A 13,074-nucleotide genomic window follows, 5' to 3' on the forward strand; every position below is an offset into this window, starting at 1 on the left:
CCGCCTATTTCTGATGTTCGATATGGTGGTGGATGACTTCCTGAATGATGAAGTTCAGGAATTTCTTGGCGAATTCCGGGTCGAGGTCGGCGCGTTTGGCCAAATCCTCCAGCCGGGCGATCTGAATGGCCTCGCGGGCCGGGTCAGAGGGCGGCAGGTCATGCTCGGCCTTCAGCCGGCCCACCGCCTGGGTGTGCTTGAACCGCTCGCCCAGCGTATAGACGAGGATCGCATCCAGACGGTCGATGCTTTCGCGGTGTTCTTTCAGCACCTCTGCGGCGCGGGTCACGGGATCAGTCAATGGCGAACCCCTTCGGTTTGAACAACGGGTTGATGTAGTTCTGGATCTCCAGCGCGATCCCATCGGCCATCTGCCCGGAACGCAGACGCGCGGGCGAGGGATGACGGTAAACCGCGTCATTGCCGTCGATCGTCGCGGCATCGTGATCCTTGACCGCGCCCAGACGTTCGGCCAGGCGGATGGAATCAAGGTTCTTGGGGTCGATATAGCTGACCGCGCCATCCCACCCGCATTGGGTGTAGAAATAGCGCCGGGCGGCATCGGTGGCTTCCAGCGCATAGCCGTGACCGGCCTTGTCAGGCCAGATGATCCAGGCAATCTCGCTCTCGGGCCAGCCTGCGGGCTGCCAGCCGCCGGCCATGCCATAGGTTTCATCGGTGACGCGGTCATGGATCATCCACATGCCGAAGCCGCGAATCTGCCAATGGCCGATCTCGGCGGCATAAAGCATCCAGGCCTCGTATTTGTTCAGCGGTCCCCCCATGAAACGCGAGCGGTAGGAACTGAACGTGGCCTTGAAATCCGGGTAATCCTGCGGCTCGGGGCCGCGCAGGATCAGACGCTCGGTTTCCAGCGTCGGAATGGTCTGCTGCGGCATCAGTTCGCCCCCCCGGCAGGGGTCGGGTGGCGATAGATGTCCAACGCGCCAAAACGGGCATGTTCGAACTGGCCGTCCCTGACCGCGCCCAGCCGTTCGGCCACACGGGCCGAGCCGGTATTGGCGGGCTTGACCAGGCTGATCGCGGTGACCCAGCCCAGCGTGTCAAAGGCGAAATCGCGGGCCGCGCGGGCGGCTTCGGTGGCATATCCGCGCCCCTCGAACCCATCGAACAGATCCCAGCCGATTTCCGGCTCGGGAAAGCCTTCGGGGCTCCACAGCCCGATCATGCCCACGGCGCGGCCGGTCTGTGTGTCCTCGGCGATCCAGCGGCCATAGCCGCGCAGCGTCCAGTGCCCGATCTCGCAGGCCAACTGCCGCCAGGTCTGTTCGGCAGTCATCGGTCCGCCGACGAATTGCGAGCGATCAGAGGCATAGAATTCCACCAGCGCCGGGAAATCCTGCGGGCCGGGGGCGCGCAGGGTCAGGCGCGCGGTGGTCAGCGTAGGGATCACCGTCATTTCAGCGCCTCCGGCGACGGATGGCGATAGACCAGCGTCGATGCCTCGGCGCCGAACGGGTGCGAAACAGTCGGGTCGAGGACACAGCCCAGCCGCTCGGCCAGCGCGCGGGAGCGGGTATTGTCGGCGTCGATATAGCTGATCGCGGTGGTCCAGCCGAGCGTGCCATAGGCATAGTCGCGGCAGGCCAGCGCGGCCTCATGCGCGATGCCCTTGCCCTCGGCCGCCTCATACAGGATCCAGCCCAGTTCGGGCTCGGCCCAGCCTTCGGCGAACAGCGGGCCGACCACGCCAAGCGCCGCGTCCGAGCCGCGCAGGGTGACGGTGAACATGCCGTAACCGCGCATCGCCCAATGGCCCCAGCGGGCGGCGAAGCCACGCCAGGCGGTCATGCGGGTATAGGGGCCACCGACGAATTGCGCCCGGTCAGAGGTGCGGAAGGCGGCGTCGGCCTCCCAGTCTTCGGCCTTGGGGCCGCGCAGGATCAGGCGCTCGGTCTCCAGCGTCGGGATATTGATTTCGATCTTCATTGCAGCGCCTCCGGGGCCGGGTAGCGATAAACCAGATCCTGTGCATCGTGACGTTCGGCGGCATCGTCCCTCGTGGCGCCCAGCCGCACGGCTAACGCGATCGAGCGGGCATTGTCCGCATGGATATAGCTAACCAGCGTATCGGCCCCAAGCGGTCCGAAGGCGTAATTGCGCGCGGCTGAAGCGGCCTCATACCCCAGCCCCCTGCCCTCGAACCCCTCGAATAACAGCCAGCCCAACTCACGTTCGGGAAAATGCGGCGGGTGGGTGATTGCGACTTGCCCGGCCAACGCACCGTCAAGGGTTTCGATCGCCCAGCCGCCCTGACCCTGCAGATCCCAACTGCCCACCTCGGAGGCTAGCCCATACCACAGATGGGTGCGACTGTTCGGACGATCCATATAGACCGCACGCGGGCTTTGGTAGAACGTCCAGAACGCTTCCAGATCATCCATCCGGTGCGGGCGTAGGCGCAGCCGTGCCGTGGATATGCAAGGTGCGGTCATCACTTCTTCTTTCCAAGCCCGCTCAGACCCGGCGGCAGCGCGCCGCCGCCCAGGCCGGGCAGACCGCCGGGCAGCTTGCCGCCCGCGCCCATCTGTCTGGCCGCCGCTTCCAGCGCCTTGGGGTCCATGCCCGCGGCGCCCATGTCGGGCATCCCGCCTTTGCCGAACATGCCCTTCATGGCCTGTTTCAGCATCCCGCCCTTACCCTTGCCGAGCTTCTTCATCATGTCGGCCATCTGGCGGTGCATCTTCAGCAGCTTGTTCAGTTCGGACACTTCCAGCCCTGCGCCCTTGGCGATCCGCTTCTTGCGGCTGGCCTGAAGAAGCTGCGGATTGGCGCGCTCTTTCTTGGTCATCGACTGGATCAACGCGATCTGGCGCTTCAGAACCATGTCGTCGAACCCGGCCTCCTGCGCCTGCTTGGCCATCTTGCCCATGCCCGGCATCATGCCCATGACACCTTCCATGCCGCCCATTTTCAGCATCTGTTCCAGCTGCATCTTCAGGTCGTTCATGTTGAACTGACCCTTCTGGAACCGGCGCATCATCCGCTCGGCCTGTTCGGCCTCGATGGTTTCTTGCGCCTTTTCGACCAGCGACACGATATCGCCCATGCCCAGGATGCGGCCCGCGATACGTTCGGGGTGGAATTCCTCGATCGCGTCCATCTTTTCGCCAAGACCGACGAACCGGATCGGCTTGCCGGTCACGGCGCGCATCGACAGCGCCGCACCGCCGCGCCCGTCGCCATCCATCCGGGTCAGCACGACGCCCGAGATGCCGACCTTGCCGTCGAATTCCGACGCCACGTTGACCGCGTCCTGGCCGGTCAGGCCATCGACCACCAGCAGGGTTTCACGCGGGGTGGCGACATCGCGGACCGCCTGCACCTCGTCCATCAGCACGTCGTCGATATGCAGACGGCCTGCGGTGTCCAGCATATAGACGTCATAGCCGCCCATCGTCGCCTGCTGCTTGGCGCGCCTGGCGATGTCCACGGGCTTCTGCCCCGGCACGATCGGCAGGGTATCGACCCCGATCTGGGCGCCGAGGATGGCAAGCTGTTCCATGGCGGCGGGGCGGTTCACGTCCAGCGATGCCATCAACACCCGCTTGCCGTTCTTCTCCTTCAGCCGCTTGGCCAGCTTGGCCGTGGTCGTGGTTTTACCCGAGCCCTGAAGGCCGACCATCAGGATCGGCGCGGGCGGGTTGTCGATCTTCAGCGCGCCGGGGTCGTCGTCGCCGGTCAGCACATGCACCAGTTCGTCATGCACGATCTTGACGACCTGCTGGCCCGGTGTCACCGATTTGGTGACTGCCTGGCCGGTAGCCTTGTCCTGAACCGCGCGCACGAATTCGCGGGCCACGGGCAGCGATACGTCGGCCTCAAGCAGGGCGACGCGAACCTCGCGCATGGCGGTTTTCACGTCCTCTTCGGACAGCGCGCCCTGTTTGGTCAGCCGGTCAAAGACGCCGGAAAGGCGTTCGGACAGATTTTCAAACATTCCTACGGCTCCTTACGCCCATTGCACCTGCCGGATATGTAAGACCCGACGCCCCAAACGCCAACGGCACCAGTGGGCGCAACGCGCTGACTGGTGGCGATCCCGGCTGTGATCCGGGACCGGAAGGTATGGCACACTTCCGGAAACTTGGCTGGCGTTTAGGCCGCAATGGGCCGGGAGTCAAGCCGGGGCAGCTTATCGGTCCTTGCGGCCCTCTGCGCCAAGGGGCGCGCAGACAGCCGCAAGGATGAATCAGCCACGCCTCAGATCGCGACGGTCAGGCCGGCGATCGCGTCATTCGCGGCTTTCATCGACGCTTCGGGGTCAATCGCCATTCGGTCGGCAGCGACGAACTGCACATCGGTGATGCCGATGAAGCCCAGCATGTGTTGCAGATAGGACGAGGCAAAGTCGATCTCCGACCCCATCTGCGTGCCGTTCGAAGCCACGGCGATGATCGCGCGGGTGCCCTTCACCAGACCCTCGGGGCCGGCTTCGGAATAGCGGAAGGTTTCGCCGGCGCGGCACAGGTGGTCGATCCAGGTCTTGAGCTGCGCGGGGGCGGCGAAATTATAGATCGGCAGACCGATCATCAGAACATCGGCGGCTTTCACCTCGGCGATCAGGGTATCGGACAGGGCCAGGGTGGCGGCCTGCTCGGGCGTGCGATCCTCGGCCGGGGTAAAGGCGGCGCCGATCCAGCCGCCGTCGATCATCGGCAGATCCATATCGGCCAGATCACGGGTGGTGACGCTGGCATCGGGATTGGCGGCGGTCAGCCGGGCGATGATGTCGTCGGACAGTTGCTTGGACAGCGATTGCGCACCCTTGATGGACGAATCGATACGAAGGATGGTTTTCGGCATGGGATGCTCCTGTTGGGCGTTAAACTCTGCCCTCAAGATCACGCTTGCTCAAATGAACACAATCGGCCACCTTCAACAGGCGATGTGAGGTGGTGCACATAATGAATATCGACAACTGGGACGAGATCAGAACCGCCTTTCATGTGGCGCGGCTGGGCACGGTCAGCGGTGCGGCCGAAGTTCTGGGCGTTCACCACGCGACGGTCATCCGCCATATCGACGCGCTGGAGGGACGGTTGGGCGTGAAATTGTTCCAGCGCCACGCCCGCGGCTATACGCCGACCGAGGCCGGGCTCGACCTGTTTCAAGTGGCACAGGCGACGGCGGACCAGTTCGAACAGCTGGCCGGGCGGCTGCATGGCCACGGCGCCGCGATGACCGGCGAACTGGTGCTGACCTCGGTCGACAGTCTGGCGCCGCTGCTGGCGCCGGTGATGGCCGGATTTCAGGAAGAGCATCCCGATCTGGCGATCCGGCTGATCACCGGCCCGCGCCTGTTCCGGCTGGAATATGGCGAGGCGCATGTGGCGATTCGTGCCGGATCGAAACCCGACGATCCCGACAATATCGTGCAACCGCTGGCCAGCCTGAAAATGGCACTTTATGCGCATCGCTCCTATGTCGCCGCCCATGGCGGGATCACGGGGCCCGCGGATATCGCCTGCCACCGTTTCATCGGCCCCGACGACGTGGCCCACCGCGCCGCCTATTTCCGGTGGATGAAGGACAATATCCCCGCAGAGTGCATCAAACTGCGCACCTCGGACAGCCGCGATGGCAGCGACGCGGTGCTGGCCGGGGGCGGGGTGGGTTTTCTGTCGCTGTGGCGGGCGCAAACCGACCCAGATCTGGTGGAAATGATGCCGCCGCGCCCTGAATGGGACGTGCCGCTGTGGCTGGTCACCCATGTGGATCTGCATCGCACCGCCAAGGTGCAGGGCTTTGCCGACGCCCTGAAAGAGGCCGCCAAGGCATGGCCCTGACCCGCGCGGCCGAGGCCCGGCGGGGGCATCTGGCGATGCTGCTGTTTTCCGCCCTGATCGCGGGCTCGTTCAGCTTTGGCAGCATGGTGGCGCGCGACATCGACCCGGTCGCGCTGACCGCGCTGCGGTTCTTGCTGGCCGGGCTGCTGATCGGTGGTGCGGCCGTGGCCGGGCCGGGCATGAAGGCCGCGCATTTCCGGGCGCCCTGGCGCTATGCGCTGCTGGGCGTGCTGTTCGCCACCTATTTCGTGCTGATGTTCGAAGGGCTGAAAACCGCGCTGCCGGTCGCGACCTCGGCGGTGTTCACCCTGACGCCGATCCTGTCGGCGCTGTTCGGCTGGCTGTTCTTGCGCCAGATCACCACCCCGCGCATGGCCTTCGCCCTGCTGGTGGGCGGGGTTGGGGCGCTGTGGGTGATCTTTCGCGCCGATCTGTCGGCGCTGCTGGCGTTCGACATCGGCCGTGGCGAGGCGATTTTTTTCGTCGGCTGCGTCGCCCATGCCGCCTATACGCCGCTGATCCGCCTGTTCAACCGGGGCGAGCCCGCGCTGGTCTTTACCTTCGGGATGATGCTGGCTGCGTTTCTGGTGCTGATCGCCTATGGCGCGCCGGCGATCCGGGCCACCGACTGGGCCGCACTGCCGCTGCGGGTCTGGCTGGTGGTGGGCTATCTGGCGGTGTTTTCCAGCGCGATGACCTTCGTCTTGCTGCAATACGCCGCGTTGCGCCTGCCCTCGGCCAAGGTGATGGCCTATTCCTATCTTACCCCCAGTTGGGTCATCTGCTGGGAGATCGCGCTGGGCCACGGCATGCCGGGCGGGATGATCCTGGTGGGCGTGGCGCTGACCGTGGCGGCGCTGGCAATCTTGCTGAAGGACGAAGCCCCCCGCCCAGAAGCGGCAGCATAGCACCGATGGAAACTGCCCGACAGCGTCGGCCTATCAGCGGAATTTCAGAAGGTAATGGCGCGCTGGGGAGGATTCGAACCCCCGACCCCTTGATTCGTAGTCAAGTACTCTATCCAACTGAGCTACCAGCGCGTGGAGGCGTCATTTAGCGGGGCCTGCCGGGCATTGCAAGGGGCTATCGAAAGTTATTCCGCCGCCTGCCCCAAAAGATCGGCCCCCTTGGGCAGCCGGATGACGAAACTGGTGCCCTCCGCATCCGAGCGCTGCAGTTCCAGCCGCCCGCCATGGCCGCGGACAAGTTCGGCCGAAATCGCCAGGCCCAGCCCGGTGCCACCCTTGCGGGTACCGCCCTGGAACGGCTGGAACAGATATTCGCGCGCGCGCGGCGGCAGGCCAGGGCCGGTATCCGTGACCCGGATCGTCCATTCGCCCTCGTCCTCTTCGGCGCTGACGCAGATCTCGCCGGTCTTGCCGCTGGCGGTGATCGCCTGGCGGGCATTGCGGATCAGGTTGGACAGCACCCGGAACAACTGTTCGGGATCGGCACGCAGCACCAGCCCCGCCGGCACATCCTCGCTGAAGGAAATATCGTCCTCGCCCGCGGCCAGACGCTCGCTGTCCACCACATCGTTGACGATCATCGCCAGCGACACGCGGTCCAGCGCGGGCGGTGGCTCTTCGGCCTTGCCGAAGGCCAGGGTGGTTTCGCACAGGTTCACCGCGCGCGAGATCGAGGCGACCAGTTTCGGCGCCGCGCGTTTCACGGCCGGATCCTCGCTGCGTTCCATCCGGTCGGCCAGCAACTGGGCGGTGGTCAGGATATTGCGCAGATCGTGGCTGATCTTGGCCACCGCACCGCCAAGCTGGGCCAACCGCTCTTTCTGGCGCAGGGCACCGGTCAGCTGCCGCTCCATGGATTGCAGGGCGATCTCTGCCTCGCGCAGTTCTGTGATCGCGGCGCTGGGTTCGATGATGCGGCGGGCGTCCTCGGGCGCATCGGCGTAGATCTGCATCGCGCGCACCACCCGGCGGATCGGCGTCACCAGAATGCGCTGCACCACCAGAAACAGCAGCAGCGCGGTGATTATCGAAATCACCGCTGACAGCACCAAAATCCGCAACCCGTAGTCGATCATCGCCATGCGCAGCGGCGCGGTTTCCATCGTCACCTCGATCAGCAGCCCGGCCTGCTTGACCGGGTCGCCAATGACACGGATCACCCGGTTCTGCCGGTCCAGCAGTTGCAGCACAGCATCGCGCATCAGTTCCACCGCCATCGCGTCGCGCAGATCGAAACTGTCATGGATCGGGCCGGGAATGGGCGAGGATAGCACAAGCTGGCGCATCTGGTCGCGCCGCAGCACCACGTTGAACACGCCCGCATTGGTCAGCAGCTCGGCCTCCAGATCGTCACTGATCATGTCTTCGGCCGCCAGCAGCGCAAGCGAGGCGATCTGCGCCCGTTCCAGCCGCGACAGCAGGAAATCCTCGCGGAAGCGCGCGATCGAGGGCACGAAGATCAGCACTTCGGCCAGCATGACGAACACGAACGTCAGCATCAGGAATCGGCCGGAAAGTGTGTTCAGCACCGTGCGCCTCCCGCAGGGGTGGATCAGGGCAGGACCTTCTGGACCAACCGCACCGCCCGTTTCACCCAAGGATTATCAAATAGTTTGGGAGAGAAATAGGCACCCGCAGCGCGCTTGTTAACCTCGCCCAGTGTCGGATATGGCGCGACCATGTTGGCGATGGCGCTCATTTTCAGCCCGTTGGCGATGGTCAGCGCCCAGATCCCGATCAGATCGCCCGCCCCGGCCCCGACGATCGAGGCCCCGACAGGCCGCCCCCCGACCACCATCACCTTGATCAGCCCGGCGGTCTGGCCGGTGGCGATGGCGCGGTCATTGCCGCCATAGTCAAAGCGCGCCACGGTCAGCGCGTCGCCGTGGGCCGCGCGCGCCTGGGCCTCGGTCAGGCCGACCTGCGCCAGCTCGGGCGCGGTATAGGTGACCCAGGGGATGTGATCGGTGCGCGCTTTCGAGGGTAACCCCAGCAGGACCGACCGGATCACAACCCCCGCGTGATAGCCCGCCACATGGGTGAATTGCAGCCCGCCCGCCACATCGCCGATGGCATAGATGCGCCGGTTGCTGCTGCGCAGATCGGGGCCGACAGTGACGCCCGTGCGGGTGGTTTCCACCCCGGCCGCATCCAGGTTCAGCCGCTCGATCGCCGGTTTGCGCCCCACCGCCATCAAAAGATGGGTGCCGCGATACACAGTGCCACCCGCAGTTTCCACCGATATGTCGCCCGGCCCGCCCGACACTTTCGCGGCCTGCTGGCCCTCGACGATCTGCACGCCCTCGGCGCGCAGCCGGTCCAGCACCACCGCCGCCAGTTCGGGGTCGTCCTTGCCCAGCGCCTTCGCGCCTTCGATCACCGTCACCTTGCAGCCCAGCCGCACATGCGCCTGCGCCATTTCCATCCCGATCGGCCCGCCACCGATGACGATCAGGTGTTCGGGTGCCTCGCGCAGGTCGAACAGTGTCTCATTGGTCAGATAGGGCACGGTTTCAAGCCCCGGAATCGGCGGCACCAGCGGGGATGACCCGGTGGCGATGACAAAACGGCGTGCCGAGATCAGATGTTCGCCGGCCTCCAGCTCGGTGGCAGAGGTGAACCGGCCGAAGGCGCGAATGACCCGCACGCCCAGCCCCTCGAACCGCTCGACACTGTCATGCGGGGCGATGGTGGCAATGACGCGCGCTACATGATCCTTGGCAGCGGCATAATCCACCTGCGGCGCCACCGGGGCCACGCCGAACCCGCCCTCGCGCAGCGCCTGGGCCCGGTTGCCCGCCGCCAGCAGCGCCTTGGAGGGCACGCAGCCATAGTTCAGGCAATCGCCGCCCATCTTGTGGCCCTCGACCAGGACCACGCGCGCGCCCATCTGCACCGCGCCCGCCGCCAGCGACAGCCCGCCCGAGCCCGCGCCGATGATACACAGATCCGTCCTGATCCGGGTCATGTCAGATGTCCTTTCTGCGGCGCAACGCCTTCAGCACGATTGGCAGCGCCGCCAGCGCGCACAGGCCCAGAATCGGGCCCAGGATATACGGATCGAATATAAGGCCCAGATCGGGGGTTTCACCGCGCGCGAATACCGCGCCCAGCCCCGCGCCCACCCACGTATAGACCACACCGCCGGGAATGATGCCCAGGAATGTGGTCAACACGAACCGGGCCACCGTCACCCCGACCAGCGCGGGAAGAAGATTGGCCACGAAAAACGGCACCACAGGCACCAGCCGGATCAGGAACAGCACCGAAAGCTCGTTCTCGCGGATGCCGTCCTTCAGGTGCCGGATCAGGCCGCTGCCCGCATCCATCCGGGCGGCCAGCCGTTCGCCCATGCCCAAGCGCGCCGCCAGAAAGATCGCAGTGGCACCGATCGTGGCCGCCGTGACGTTGAACAGCACGCCGGGGAACAGCCCGAACAGGAAACCGCCGGTCAGCGTCGCGATCGTCGCACCGGGCAGCGAAAAGCCCACGATTGCAATATAGACCGCCATGAAGCCCAGCGCTGTCCACAGGTAATGCGCATCCCGGAACGCGATCAGCGCCTCGTGATGCTCGGCCAGCGTCTCGAACGAGATATAATCACGCAGGGTAAACGCGCCTGTCACGGCCACCGCCAGAATCGCCAGCAGGGGCAATCGCCGCATCCAGCCGGGTTTCGGCGTCTCGCCTGCATCATTCATCGGGATGTCTTTCATGGTGGGTCCTTGTGCTCTGACCCACAACATGCGCTGCATCGGGGTGCTGTGACAGCCCTCTCACGCGCGGTTGATCGCGGGTGAGGCTTTGTTTCAGATCGTGGGGTGATTTCACGCAAACTGTAATATTCCGGCGGGATACAGTGGGGGCGAGGCCCTGAAATGTTGCACAAAACCCGCGAACAGCGAATTGACTTGCCGCGCGCAAGCCCCTAAAGGACGGGCTTCGAACATTAACGGCCCTCGAATCCATCGGGGTTCGGGCCTGACCTGACGGAGCTAAGCGCGATGAAACGCACATTCCAACCGAGCAACCTGGTTCGCAGCCGCCGCCACGGCTTCCGTGCGCGCATGGCCACCAAAGCCGGTCGCAAGATCCTGAACGCACGCCGCGCCAAAGGCCGGAAGTCGCTCAGCGCATAAGACCTGCCGAAAGGCATTTCGACATGATACCGCCGGAGGCACATGTGGCAGGCAATACGCCGGACGCCGCATCAAGGCCCCCGGCGATTTCGTCATGCCTGCTGATTCTGAACAAACGCGCCGATTTCCTGCGCGCCGCCCGCGCACGCCGGCAGGCGGCCAAGGGCTTCGTTCTGCAGGCCCGCCGCCGTGCCCCGGACGAGGCCGACCCGGCCGCGATCCGCGTGGGGTTCACCTGTTCCAAGAAGGTCGGCAACGCGGTGGCCCGCAACCGCGCCAAGCGCCGCCTGCGCGCCATCGCCCGCGCGGTTCTGCCCGAACAGGGCAGGCCCGGCTGGGACTATGTGCTGATCGGCCGCGCCGGCGCCACGGCCGAGCGCCCCTATATGGAGCTGGAGGGCGACCTGCGTCACGCCCTGCGCAAAATCCATGGGGATGAAAAATGAGCCCGCTTGCCCATATCGCCGCCCTGCCCGTCCGCGCCTATCGGCTGATCCTCAGCCCTTGGGTCGGGCATAACTGCCGCTATCAGCCGACCTGCAGCGCCTATGCGCTGGAGGCGCTGGAAAAGCACGGGGCGGTCCGGGGCAGCTGGCTAGCGCTGCGCCGCATCGGGCGGTGTCACCCACTGGGCAGTGACGGCTATGATCCGGTGCCCGACAAGTCCGACACCTGACGCCCGCCCGCGCCCCTGCGCCATTCAGCCGGTTTTACGATGCTTCAACGTCCATATGCCGGGGGGACGATGCTCGAACCGCACCGCATCCCCCTCGCCGATCCGCACTTCGTCCAACCCGATGGCGGGGATTTCAAGAATGCCCAGGGCGATCACCCCGGGTTTCAAAATATTGTACCCTTCCTTCGGGTCAAATTCCATCGATCCTGGCGAAAACAACCCCAATGTGCGCCCTTTCCAAGCGACCTCTCCCTTGGGCATCCCCAGGAAGTCGGGCTTGTTGCACATCCATGTTTCCTTGCCGGGCAGATCGGTAATCTCAATACGCAACGATGCCGTTTGCCCCGCCGACGCTAATTCCATGTGATACGACGACATCTGTTCCTCCTTACAAATACCGCTAAAGTATGCACTGAAGCGCCGTGAATGTCCTTGACCGGCATCAACCCAAAGATGAAATGCGCCCGAAGACAGGGCCGCGCCTGCGGTCCATATCCCCTTGGCGCGTTCGTCCTTTCGGCACCACACGCCTCTTGCCCGAAATCCGCAACAGCGATAAAGCCGCCCCATGCTTGACGATCTTGATGATATCCACCCGCTGTTCCACGGCGCGCCCTCCTCGACGGAGTTCAAGAAGCTGCGCAAACGCATCGTGCGCTATGTGCGCGAGGCGGTGGAGCAGTACGGCATGATCGAGCCCGGCGCGCGCTGGCTGGTCTGCCTGTCGGGTGGCAAGGACAGCTATACCCTGCTGGCTGCTCTCTATGAGCTGAAATGGCGTGGGCTGCTGCCGGTCGATCTGCTGGCGTGCAATCTGGATCAGGGCCAGCCGGGCTTTCCCGCCACCGTGCTGCCCGCGTTTCTGGAAAAGATGCAGGTGCCGCACCGGATCGAGTATCAGGACACCTATTCCATCGTGATGGACAAGATCCCGCAGGGGCGCACCTTTTGCGCGCTGTGTTCGCGGCTGCGGCGCGGAAACCTGTACCGCGTCGCGCGGGAAGAGGGATGCTCGGCCGTGGTTCTGGGCCATCACCGCGACGACATCCTGGAAACCTTCTTCATGAACCTGTTTCACGGCGGGCGGCTGGCCACCATGCCGCCCAAGCTGCTGAACGAAGAGGGCGATCTTTTCGTCTATCGCCCGCTGGCCCATGTGGCCGAGGCCGATTGCGAGCGCTTCGCCAAAGCGATGAATTACCCGATCATCCCCTGCGATCTGTGCGGCAGCCAGGACGGCCTGCAGCGCCAGCAGGTCAAGCAGATCCTTGACGGGTGGGAAGCCAACAGCCCCGGCCGCCGTCAGGTGATGTTCCGCGCGCTGATGAATGCGCGCCCGTCGCACCTGCTGGACCCCAAACTGTTCGATTTCGCGGGGCTGGCGCGCCAATCGATAGAATTTGACGAAAACACCGCACAGATTCCCCGGCTGCGTTAACACCGGGATCAGGGAAATTTCCTAGCGTCGCAGGCGGAACGTG

At 64.9% G+C, this 13,074-nt stretch carries 17 protein-coding genes and 1 tRNA gene; 6 read left to right on the top strand and 12 right to left on the bottom strand.

Features of this window, described 5'->3' with window-relative positions; translation table 11 throughout:
• Positions 1-4: 4 nt before the first annotated feature.
• From ACSR1C_RS12230 to ACSR1C_RS12260, 7 genes are all read right to left on the bottom strand, one after another.
• On the bottom strand, positions 5-301 hold the full coding sequence (locus ACSR1C_RS12230; RefSeq protein WP_460259659.1) for a chorismate mutase: 297 nt from the start codon (positions 299-301) through the stop codon (positions 5-7).
• Positions 294-899: a GNAT family N-acetyltransferase gene (locus ACSR1C_RS12235; RefSeq protein ID WP_460259660.1), complete on the bottom strand. Its 606-nt coding sequence runs from the start codon at positions 897-899 to the stop codon at positions 294-296. Before ACSR1C_RS12235 ends, ACSR1C_RS12230 begins: the two co-directional genes overlap by 8 nt.
• Positions 899-1,420 carry a GNAT family N-acetyltransferase gene (locus ACSR1C_RS12240; protein ID WP_460259661.1) on the bottom strand — a complete coding sequence of 174 codons (522 nt, stop codon included), beginning with the start codon at positions 1,418-1,420 and terminating at the stop codon, positions 899-901. Before ACSR1C_RS12240 ends, ACSR1C_RS12235 begins: the two co-directional genes overlap by 1 nt.
• A complete protein-coding gene (locus tag ACSR1C_RS12245) occupies positions 1,417-1,950 on the bottom strand; it encodes a GNAT family N-acetyltransferase (RefSeq protein ID WP_460259662.1) in 534 nt (177 codons plus the stop codon). The genes ACSR1C_RS12240 and ACSR1C_RS12245 overlap by 4 nt, the downstream gene beginning before the upstream one ends.
• Positions 1,947-2,456 (bottom strand): GNAT family N-acetyltransferase, encoded by a 510-nt coding sequence (locus tag ACSR1C_RS12250; protein WP_460259663.1) that lies wholly within the window; start codon positions 2,454-2,456, stop codon positions 1,947-1,949. The genes ACSR1C_RS12245 and ACSR1C_RS12250 overlap by 4 nt, the downstream gene beginning before the upstream one ends.
• The gene (gene ffh / locus ACSR1C_RS12255; protein ID WP_460259664.1) at positions 2,456-3,961 is read right to left on the bottom strand and encodes a signal recognition particle protein; all 1,506 of its coding nucleotides are present in this window, start codon (positions 3,959-3,961) and stop codon (positions 2,456-2,458) included. The genes ACSR1C_RS12250 and ffh overlap by 1 nt, the downstream gene beginning before the upstream one ends.
• 263 nt (positions 3,962-4,224) lie before the next feature.
• Entirely contained in the window at positions 4,225-4,827 is a 603-nt protein-coding gene (locus ACSR1C_RS12260) for an FMN-dependent NADH-azoreductase (RefSeq protein WP_460259665.1), read from the bottom strand.
• Between the two features lie 107 nt (positions 4,828-4,934).
• Here ACSR1C_RS12260 and ACSR1C_RS12265 point away from each other — a divergent pair, with 107 nt between their 5' ends.
• Together ACSR1C_RS12265 and ACSR1C_RS12270 are read left to right on the top strand one after the other, a co-directional pair.
• Positions 4,935-5,810: a LysR family transcriptional regulator gene (locus tag ACSR1C_RS12265; RefSeq protein WP_460259743.1), complete on the top strand. Its 876-nt coding sequence runs from the start codon at positions 4,935-4,937 to the stop codon at positions 5,808-5,810.
• The gene (locus ACSR1C_RS12270) at positions 5,801-6,718 is read left to right on the top strand and encodes a DMT family transporter (RefSeq protein WP_460259666.1); all 918 of its coding nucleotides are present in this window, start codon (positions 5,801-5,803) and stop codon (positions 6,716-6,718) included. Before ACSR1C_RS12265 ends, ACSR1C_RS12270 begins: the two co-directional genes overlap by 10 nt.
• 55 nt (positions 6,719-6,773) lie before the next feature.
• Here ACSR1C_RS12270 and ACSR1C_RS12275 read toward each other — a convergent pair.
• The 4 genes from ACSR1C_RS12275 to ACSR1C_RS12290 all read right to left on the bottom strand — a co-directional run bounded on the left by ACSR1C_RS12275 (position 6,774) and on the right by ACSR1C_RS12290 (position 10,494).
• Positions 6,774-6,850 (bottom strand) — tRNA-Arg (locus tag ACSR1C_RS12275).
• A 53-nt stretch (positions 6,851-6,903) separates the two neighbouring features.
• The gene (locus ACSR1C_RS12280) at positions 6,904-8,307 is read right to left on the bottom strand and encodes a sensor histidine kinase (protein WP_460259667.1); all 1,404 of its coding nucleotides are present in this window, start codon (positions 8,305-8,307) and stop codon (positions 6,904-6,906) included.
• A 23-nt stretch (positions 8,308-8,330) separates the two neighbouring features.
• Positions 8,331-9,746, bottom strand: a complete 1,416-nt coding sequence (locus ACSR1C_RS12285; RefSeq protein WP_460259668.1) for a dihydrolipoyl dehydrogenase family protein — start codon at positions 9,744-9,746, stop codon at positions 8,331-8,333.
• A 1-nt stretch (position 9,747) separates the two neighbouring features.
• Entirely contained in the window at positions 9,748-10,494 is a 747-nt protein-coding gene (locus tag ACSR1C_RS12290; protein ID WP_460259669.1) for a TVP38/TMEM64 family protein, read from the bottom strand.
• A 288-nt stretch (positions 10,495-10,782) separates the two neighbouring features.
• Between ACSR1C_RS12290 and rpmH the strand changes: the two genes are divergently transcribed.
• The 3 genes from rpmH to yidD are packed head-to-tail and all read left to right on the top strand — an operon-like array spanning position 10,783 to position 11,593.
• Positions 10,783-10,917, top strand: coding sequence for a 50S ribosomal protein L34 (gene rpmH / locus ACSR1C_RS12295; protein ID WP_037210846.1), 135 nt, complete (start codon positions 10,783-10,785; stop codon positions 10,915-10,917).
• A gap of 23 nt (positions 10,918-10,940) precedes the next feature.
• Positions 10,941-11,363 (top strand): ribonuclease P protein component, encoded by a 423-nt coding sequence (gene rnpA / locus ACSR1C_RS12300; protein WP_460259670.1) that lies wholly within the window; start codon positions 10,941-10,943, stop codon positions 11,361-11,363.
• The gene (gene yidD / locus ACSR1C_RS12305; protein WP_460259671.1) at positions 11,360-11,593 is read left to right on the top strand and encodes a membrane protein insertion efficiency factor YidD; all 234 of its coding nucleotides are present in this window, start codon (positions 11,360-11,362) and stop codon (positions 11,591-11,593) included. The genes rnpA and yidD overlap by 4 nt, the downstream gene beginning before the upstream one ends.
• 24 nt (positions 11,594-11,617) lie before the next feature.
• Here yidD and ACSR1C_RS12310 read toward each other — a convergent pair whose 3' ends face one another.
• Complete coding sequence (locus tag ACSR1C_RS12310; protein ID WP_460259672.1) at positions 11,618-11,971, bottom strand: hypothetical protein; 354 nt, start codon at positions 11,969-11,971, stop codon at positions 11,618-11,620.
• A gap of 190 nt (positions 11,972-12,161) precedes the next feature.
• Here ACSR1C_RS12310 and ttcA point away from each other — a divergent pair, with 190 nt between their 5' ends.
• A complete protein-coding gene (ttcA, locus tag ACSR1C_RS12315) occupies positions 12,162-13,031 on the top strand; it encodes a tRNA 2-thiocytidine(32) synthetase TtcA (protein ID WP_460259673.1) in 870 nt (289 codons plus the stop codon).
• Positions 13,032-13,074 lie beyond the last annotated feature (43 nt).

Source organism: Actibacterium sp. D185-2 (assembly GCF_054954595.1).

Coding starts and splice junctions, on each gene's coding strand:
- yidD (WP_460259671.1), top strand. CDS start 11,360: ATGAGCCCGCTTGCCCATATCGCCGCCCTGCCCGTCCGCGCCTATCGG.
- ttcA (WP_460259673.1), top strand. CDS start 12,162: ATGCTTGACGATCTTGATGATATCCACCCGCTGTTCCACGGCGCGCCC.
- ACSR1C_RS12250 (WP_460259663.1), bottom strand. CDS start 2,456: ATGACCGCACCTTGCATATCCACGGCACGGCTGCGCCTACGCCCGCAC.
- rpmH (WP_037210846.1), top strand. CDS start 10,783: ATGAAACGCACATTCCAACCGAGCAACCTGGTTCGCAGCCGCCGCCAC.
- ACSR1C_RS12310 (WP_460259672.1), bottom strand. CDS start 11,971: ATGTCGTCGTATCACATGGAATTAGCGTCGGCGGGGCAAACGGCATCG.
- ACSR1C_RS12290 (WP_460259669.1), bottom strand. CDS start 10,494: ATGAAAGACATCCCGATGAATGATGCAGGCGAGACGCCGAAACCCGGC.
- ACSR1C_RS12270 (WP_460259666.1), top strand. CDS start 5,801: ATGGCCCTGACCCGCGCGGCCGAGGCCCGGCGGGGGCATCTGGCGATG.
- ACSR1C_RS12260 (WP_460259665.1), bottom strand. CDS start 4,827: ATGCCGAAAACCATCCTTCGTATCGATTCGTCCATCAAGGGTGCGCAA.
- ACSR1C_RS12285 (WP_460259668.1), bottom strand. CDS start 9,746: ATGACCCGGATCAGGACGGATCTGTGTATCATCGGCGCGGGCTCGGGC.
- ACSR1C_RS12235 (WP_460259660.1), bottom strand. CDS start 899: ATGCCGCAGCAGACCATTCCGACGCTGGAAACCGAGCGTCTGATCCTG.
- ACSR1C_RS12245 (WP_460259662.1), bottom strand. CDS start 1,950: ATGAAGATCGAAATCAATATCCCGACGCTGGAGACCGAGCGCCTGATC.
- ffh (WP_460259664.1), bottom strand. CDS start 3,961: ATGTTTGAAAATCTGTCCGAACGCCTTTCCGGCGTCTTTGACCGGCTG.
- ACSR1C_RS12240 (WP_460259661.1), bottom strand. CDS start 1,420: ATGACGGTGATCCCTACGCTGACCACCGCGCGCCTGACCCTGCGCGCC.
- rnpA (WP_460259670.1), top strand. CDS start 10,941: ATGATACCGCCGGAGGCACATGTGGCAGGCAATACGCCGGACGCCGCA.